This window comes from Amycolatopsis sp. NPDC059235, assembly GCF_042754125.1.
Taxonomy (GTDB): Bacteria; Actinomycetota; Actinomycetes; order Mycobacteriales; family Pseudonocardiaceae; genus Amycolatopsis; species Amycolatopsis albidoflava.
Genome location: NZ_JBHZAG010000001.1, coordinates 177476 through 183945 on the forward strand (window position 1 = coordinate 177476; position 6470 = coordinate 183945).

Here is a 6470-nt window from a genome sequence, read left to right on the forward strand (position 1 = left end):
CTGCAGCTCGGGCTTCCCCGAGGGGTGGTCGCAGCGCGAGCATGTTCTCCCCAGCGATCAGATCCGCTGGTTCCACAGGAGACCTTGCGACGAGGGGATGGTGTGCGGTGACCGAGGGGTCGGTGTACCGGACGTGCAATTGCCGGGACGAGAACAGGAAACCGTTGGGCAGCGCGTGTCCGAAGCTGAAGAACTACAAGCACGGCCAATGGGGTTTCCGGGTCGAGCTTCCGCCTGACGTGGCGGGGCAGCGGCGTCCGCGACGACGCCGCGGGTTCGACTCGGCCGCTGCGGCGGAGAGCCAGCTGGAGCATGTGCGCGGGTTGCTGGCGATCGCGGACGAGGACGACGCCGAGCTGCGGCGCGACATCGGCGACGTGATCGCCGCGGCGTTCGCCCATCGCGAGAAGTTCCCGGACATCGACGAGATGCGACGCCTCGTCCGGGCGGGCGCGGACGTGACCGACGACCCGTTGATGGCCGAGGAGTTCGCGGGGTTCCTGGCGGCGAAGCATGGAAAGGTCTCGCGCAACACCTACCGGTCCTACGAGTCGCATGTGCGGTTGTATCTGGGGTCGCATCTGGGACAGGTGCGGCGGCGGAAGCTGCGGGTGCGGCATCTGGACGCGATGTACGACGCGATCGAGGAGCACAACGAGCTGATCGCGGTCTACCGAGAGAGCGGTGATCCGCGGAAGGTCGCGGCGGTGAAGTGGCAGCGGCCGGTCGGGCCCACGTCGATCCACCGGATCAACGGGACCTTGAAGACGTGCCTGAACCGTCCGGCCAAGGAGGGTCTGTTGGTGGTGAACGTGGCGTCGTTGGTGGAGCTTCCCGCGAAGGCACGGTGGACGCCGTTGGTGTGGACGCCGGAGCGGGTGCTGCAGTGGCGGCGGACGGGGAAGATTCCATGTCCGGTGATGGTCTGGACGCCGGAGCAGACGGGCCGTTTTCTCGACGTGGCGGTCAACCATCCTTTGTATCCGTTGTTTCATCTGATCGCGCATATCGGGTTGCGGCGGGGCGAGGCGTGCGGGCAGCGGCGCTCGGATATCCATCTCGCCGCCGGTGAGGTGCGGGTGTCGAACCAGATCGTGCAGTGGGGCTGGGAGACCGGCGAGACTCCGCCGAAGACGGACGAGTCGGTGAACGCGGTCGCGATCGACCAGGACACCGCCCTGGTGCTGGCACGGCATCTGGCCGTGCAGGACGCTGAGCGGGCGCGTCTCGGTTCGCGGTGGAAGGAACATGACCTGGCCTTCACGCAATGGGACGGCAGTCCTTTGCATCCCGCGTCTGTGACCGACGTGTTCTACGAGCTGTGCCGTCTGGCCGGGTTGCCGCCGATCCGGTTGCACGATCTGCGCCACGGTGCGGCGACACTGGCGCTCGCTGCAGGGGTGGAGATGAAGGTGGTGCAGCGGATGCTGCGGCATTCTTCGATCACAATCACGTCCAACACCTACACGACCGTCCTGCCGCAAGTGGCGTTCGCGGCAGCGGAAGCGACAGCGGCGATCATCCCCCGGAAGTCGGCGCGAAGTCTCGGGCTCGCCTCGGGCTCGCCAACGACCACAATGGACAGTCCGGAACCGGAAGAAATCCCTCCAGAAAACCAAAAACCCCAGGTTAACGTTTCCGATAACCTGGGGAGTGAGGGTGCGCCATCAGGGACTCGAACCCCGAACCCGCTGGTTAAGAGCCAGCTGCTCTGCCAATTGAGCTAATGGCGCTTGGTGCTTCCCGCCGCTGTGGTTTCCCTCGGCGACGTGGAAAAGATTAGCAGGGCGTTCAGGCCCCGTTCCAGGGGGGTCCCCTTTTCGGTCCGCCGGGGCAATCGCCCTGGTCAGCGGCGGTGACCCACCGTGAACTCGGCCAGCAGCGGCCAACCCGGCGGCAGCTGGGTAAGGCGAGACAACGCAGTGACCTGCGCGACACCCGCACTGCCACCGTACCCCGAAAATGACAAAACCCCGGCTTCTCCGAAAAAGGATCTCGGTGAAGCCGGGGTGCAAGGGTGGCTAACGGGGCTCGAACCCGCGACCTCCTGGACCACAACCAGGTGCTCTACCAGCTGAGCTATAGCCACCATCTGGCAAAAAGATCTCGCGATCGCCTTGCTGGAAGCAATCCTAGCGGGTGCCCGCGAGCGCTTTTCAGGGGGTCACCCTCGGTGGCGTTCCAGCACTTCGGCGGCGGCGGCTTTGGCCTCGTCGCTCGTCGGACCGGGCTGGGGGACGAAGGCGATCGCGCGGTAGTACTCGAGTTCGCCGACGGACTCCTTGATGTCCGCGAGCGCGCGGTGGGCCAGGCCTTTCTCCGGCTTGGCGTAGTAGATCCGCGGGTACCAGCGGCGCACGAGCTCCTTGACCGACGACACGTCGACCATCCGGTAGTGCAGGTGGCTGTCGAGCGCCGGCATGTCGCGGGCGATGAAGCCGCGGTCGGTGGCGATCGAGTTGCCGGCGAGCGGCGCGCTGGCCGGGTCCGGCACCCATTCGCGGATGTACTCCAGCACGCGCTGCTCGGCCTCGGCCAGCGTGGTCGTCGAGGCGCGGACTTCTTCGGTGAGGCCGGACTTGGCGTGCATGTCGTGGACGACCTGCGGCATGCCGTCGAGCTCGGCGTCGTCGGCGTGGATGACGATGTCGACGCCCTCGCCCAGCACGTTCAGGTCGGCGTCGGTCACCAGCGCGGCTATTTCGATCAACGCGTCCTTGCCGAGGTCGAGCCCCGTCATCTCGCAGTCGATCCAGACAAGATGGTCGTTCACCCGCACCACCCTAACCCGACACGGGGATATCAGCGGCGTCACCTGGGCTTCCGGCGCGTTACGCTCGGTCAGCCAGTGCAACGAGGTGTGATTTCGGACTCGGAACGAGGTGCGGCCAGTGGCCGAGCAAGCGTCGGGACCAGCGGCGGAGATCGCGCAGGGATACGTCAGCGACGGGGCGGCCGTCGAGCTGGGCGCGGTGGTGATCGACGGGAAGACGGAAGCGTCGGCCGCGGTCCGGCTGCCGCTGGCGACGTTGAACCGGCACGGCCTGGTCGCGGGCGCGACCGGCACCGGCAAGACCAAGACGCTCCAGTTGATCTCCGAACAGCTGTCCGCGGCCGGGGTTCCGGTGGTGCTCGCCGACGTCAAGGGCGACCTGTCCGGGCTGTCCGCGCCCGGCGAGGCGAGCGACCGCACCGCGAAACGGTCTGCGGAGCTGGGCGACGACTGGGCACCAGCCGGGGGTCCGGTGCAGTTCCTGTCGCTGGGCACCAGCGGCACGGGGATCCCGGTGCGCGCGACGATCACGAGCTTCGGGCCGGTGCTGCTGTCGAAGGTGCTGGGGCTGAACGAGACGCAGGAATCGACGCTCGGCCTGATTTTCCACTGGGCCGACCAGCGCGGTCTCGCCTTGCTGGACACCAAGGACCTGCGGTCGGTCATCACGCATCTGACCAGCGACGAGGGCAAGGAAGACCTCAAGGGCATCGGCGGGGTGTCGGCGGCGACGGCGGGCGTGATCCTGCGTGCACTGTCCAATCTGGAGGCACAGGGCGGCGAGGAGTTCTTCGGCGAGCCCGAGCTGGACGTCCACGATCTGATGCGCCAGCAGGACGGCAAGGGCGTCATCACGTTGCTGGAGCTGGACAACCTGCAGTCTAAACCGGCGCTCTTCTCGACCTTTCTGATGTGGCTGCTGGCCGAGCTGTTCGAGGAGTTGCCCGAGGAAGGCGACCTCGACCAGCCGAAGCTGGTGTTCTTCTTCGACGAGGCGCATCTGCTGTTCTCCGGAGCATCTAAGGCGTTCCTGGAGCGGATCGAGCAGACGGTGAAGCTCATCCGGTCGAAGGGCGTCGGCGTGTTCTTCTGCACGCAGCTGCCGACCGACATCCCGAACAACGTGCTGTCCCAGCTCGGCGCGCGGGTGCAGCACGCGTTGCGCGCGTTCACTCCGGACGACCAGAAGGCGTTGGCGCGCACGGTGAAGACGTATCCGAAGTCGCCGCACTACGACCTCGAGACGGCGTTGACGTCGCTGGGCATCGGCGAGGCGATCGTCACCGTGCTGTCCGAACGCGGGGCGCCGACGCCGGTCGCGTGGACGCGGTTGCGCGCGCCGCGGTCGAAGATGGGGTCGATCGGGGCGGACGCGATCCGCGCGGCGGTCACGTCGTCGGAGCTGAACGCGAAGTACGGGGAGACGATCGACCGGGAGTCGGCGTACGAGAAGTTGACGGCCAAAGCCACCCCGGCCGAGCCTTCCGCGCCGGCTGCCGAACCTGAAGCGCCAGCTGCGCCCAAGCAGGAGAAGGAGGAGCCGGGGATGATCTCGCAGGTGTTGAGCAACCCGGCGGTGAAGTCGTTCATGCGCTCGGCGGCGAGTTCGCTCGGACGGGAGTTCTCGCGCGGGCTGTTCGGCAACCGGCGGCGCTGAGATACCTGACAGGAGATGGCAGGTATCCGCGGTTGACTGTTCCTGATCGAGTTTCCGGAAGAGGAGCAGCAGCATGACCAGTACCGCCGTCGCCGCGTTCGAACTGGACAAATGGGAACCGCAGGCGCAGGACGAGGCTGGTGGCACGGCGTTCGCGCAGGTGCTGATCGAGAAGACGTTCACCGGGGCGGTCGAGGGGACCAGCCGGGTCGAGATGCTGACGGCGTCGAACGAGACTTCGCGCGCGTACGTCGCCTTCGAGCGCTTCACCGGCTCCGTCGACGGGCGAAAGGGAAGCTTCGTCCTCCGGCACACGGCCGGGGACGAGGGGCTGTCGCTGGTCCTGCTTCCCGGCTCGGGCACGGACGAGCTGGCTGGCATCTCCGGTTCGGCCGAGATCGCCGTCGACGACGCGGGCAAGCACACGTTCACGCTGGTCTACGAGTTGCCGGGCGCGTAAAAAAGCCGCTCTCTCCAGGCCCCGAATTCCCGGAGAGAGCGGCCAGGTTTCCTCACCGTCCCGAGTGAGGAGCGAAGGCGGGCCGCCCCGACCGCGGTCCGCCTCCGGAGTTTCGGTCAGCCGTTCACGATCTGGTCGACGATCTTCTTGGCGTCGTTGATCGGGATGGCGAACCCGATCCCGACGCTGCCCGCTGAGGAGTTCGGGCTGTAGAGCGCGGAGTTGATGCCGATCACCCGGCCCTGGCTGTCGACAAGCGCGCCGCCCGAGTTGCCCTGGTTGATCGAGGCGTCGGTCTGGATCGCGGTGTAGCTGGGGCCGGAGGTGACGTTCGAGGTCTGCCTGTTGAAGGGCGAGTTCTGCTGATCGTCGCCGCCTCCGACGTCGGACAGCGGCCGGTTGAGCGCACTGACGATGCCGGTGGTGACGGTGTTCTGCAGCCCGCCCGGCGACCCGATCGCGATGACCTGCTGCCCGACGGCGAGCTTGCCCGAATCGCCGAGCGTCGCAGGGGCGAGTCCGCTCGCACCCTGCGCCTGCAGCACCGCGATGTCGCTCTTGGTGTCCGAGCCGACGACATTGGCCTGGTACTTCTTGCCGTCCGACGTGGTGACCGCGACGGTCTGCGCCCCCTGAACGACGTGCGCGTTGGTGAGGATCCGGCCGTCAGCGGTGAGGATGACGCCCGACCCGATCGCCGTGCCGCGCCCAGTCGTGACGTTGACCTGAACGACACTGGGCACGACCTTCGCCGCGACGGTGCTGACGTCCCCAGAACCCGTGGTGTTGCTGATGGTCTGCCCAGTGGCGGCAGACGACGCGGTGGTCGAGGACCCGCTGGAACCGCCGCTCAGCCCGACAATCGCCGCACCCGCACCGCCACCGAGGAGCGCTGCGGCCAGCGCGGTGGCTCCGACGAGGACGGCCATGCGGCCGGGCCGCTTCCGCGGACCCGCCAGAGCGGCGGGCGGCTGCGCGGGCTGTGGCATCGGGCCGTAGTGCGGGGTGCCGGGCTGGTGCTGCGCAGTGTGCTGGTTTGGTGGGGGCGCGGTGTTCGGCCCGGACTGTTGGGCGGCGGTCGGCTGGGATTGGCGTGCGGCGTCCGGCTGGGATCGCTGGGCAGCGCTCAGTTCGGCTCCTTGAGGCTGCCGGGCGCTGTTCGGCCCGACCGGCTCGCCAGCACCCGGCCGACCCGCCGTGACACTGAGGCGCGTCTGCGCGTTGCCCGGCACCGGTTGCCACGCGGGTCCCTCCGCCGCTGGCTGTGCACCATCGATCGCCGACGGCCTTTGCTGCGCGCCCTGCTGCGGCATCGCCGGAACGGGCTGAGCACCACGCGGCATCTCCGCGTTGGCATCGAACGGATTCGACCCGGCCCGGTACTGGCGGTACTGCTCACTGCTCTGGTGCGGCTGGCGCCCACCGGGGGCAGCGGGGCCGGGGCGGCTCTCGTTCTCGGTCATGAACCCAGACTCGCGCCCGTGCTTATGAGCAGCCTGTGGAAAACCCTCAGGCTTTCCTGAGAAGAATCAGCTGAGAATTCTCAGCCGGTCTCAGCTGGGAAGAGCATCCTCGTCCGT

4 protein-coding genes, 2 tRNA genes and 1 pseudogene are annotated in these 6470 nt (G+C 67.7%); 3 read left to right on the top strand and 4 right to left on the bottom strand.

Annotation, left to right across the window (positions count from 1 at the left end; genetic code table 11):
- Window positions 1-920: 920 nt before the first annotated feature.
- Window positions 921-1466 (top strand): annotated as a pseudogene (locus ACFXI3_RS00815) (site-specific integrase); the annotation flags it as partial.
- Between the two features lie 194 nt (window positions 1467-1660).
- Here ACFXI3_RS00815 and ACFXI3_RS00820 read toward each other — a convergent pair.
- From ACFXI3_RS00820 to orn, 3 genes are all read right to left on the bottom strand, one after another.
- Window positions 1661-1733: transfer RNA gene (locus ACFXI3_RS00820), tRNA-Lys, on the bottom strand.
- 283 nt (window positions 1734-2016) lie between these two features.
- Window positions 2017-2089: transfer RNA gene (locus ACFXI3_RS00825), tRNA-His, on the bottom strand.
- Between the two features lie 75 nt (window positions 2090-2164).
- Complete coding sequence (gene orn / locus ACFXI3_RS00830; protein WP_344287297.1) at window positions 2165-2773, bottom strand: oligoribonuclease; 609 nt, start codon at window positions 2771-2773, stop codon at window positions 2165-2167.
- Window positions 2774-2891: 118 nt separating this feature from the next.
- Here orn and ACFXI3_RS00835 point away from each other — a divergent pair, with 118 nt between their 5' ends.
- Window positions 2892-4430 (top strand): helicase HerA-like domain-containing protein, encoded by a 1539-nt coding sequence (locus tag ACFXI3_RS00835; protein ID WP_378397225.1) that lies wholly within the window; start codon window positions 2892-2894, stop codon window positions 4428-4430.
- Between the two features lie 73 nt (window positions 4431-4503).
- Window positions 4504-4890 (top strand): DUF3224 domain-containing protein, encoded by a 387-nt coding sequence (locus tag ACFXI3_RS00840; protein ID WP_378397226.1) that lies wholly within the window; start codon window positions 4504-4506, stop codon window positions 4888-4890.
- 116 nt (window positions 4891-5006) lie between these two features.
- Here ACFXI3_RS00840 and ACFXI3_RS00845 read toward each other — a convergent pair whose 3' ends face one another.
- Complete coding sequence (locus ACFXI3_RS00845) at window positions 5007-6353, bottom strand: trypsin-like peptidase domain-containing protein (RefSeq protein ID WP_378397227.1); 1347 nt, start codon at window positions 6351-6353, stop codon at window positions 5007-5009.
- Window positions 6354-6470: the final 117 nt, after the last annotated feature.

Bases quoted from the DNA above. Each gene is read 5' to 3' on its own strand.
- ACFXI3_RS00840 (WP_378397226.1), top strand. From the start codon at position 4,504: ATGACCAGTACCGCCGTCGCCGCGTTCGAACTGGACAAATGGGAACCG.
- ACFXI3_RS00845 (WP_378397227.1), bottom strand. From the start codon at position 6,353: ATGACCGAGAACGAGAGCCGCCCCGGCCCCGCTGCCCCCGGTGGGCGC.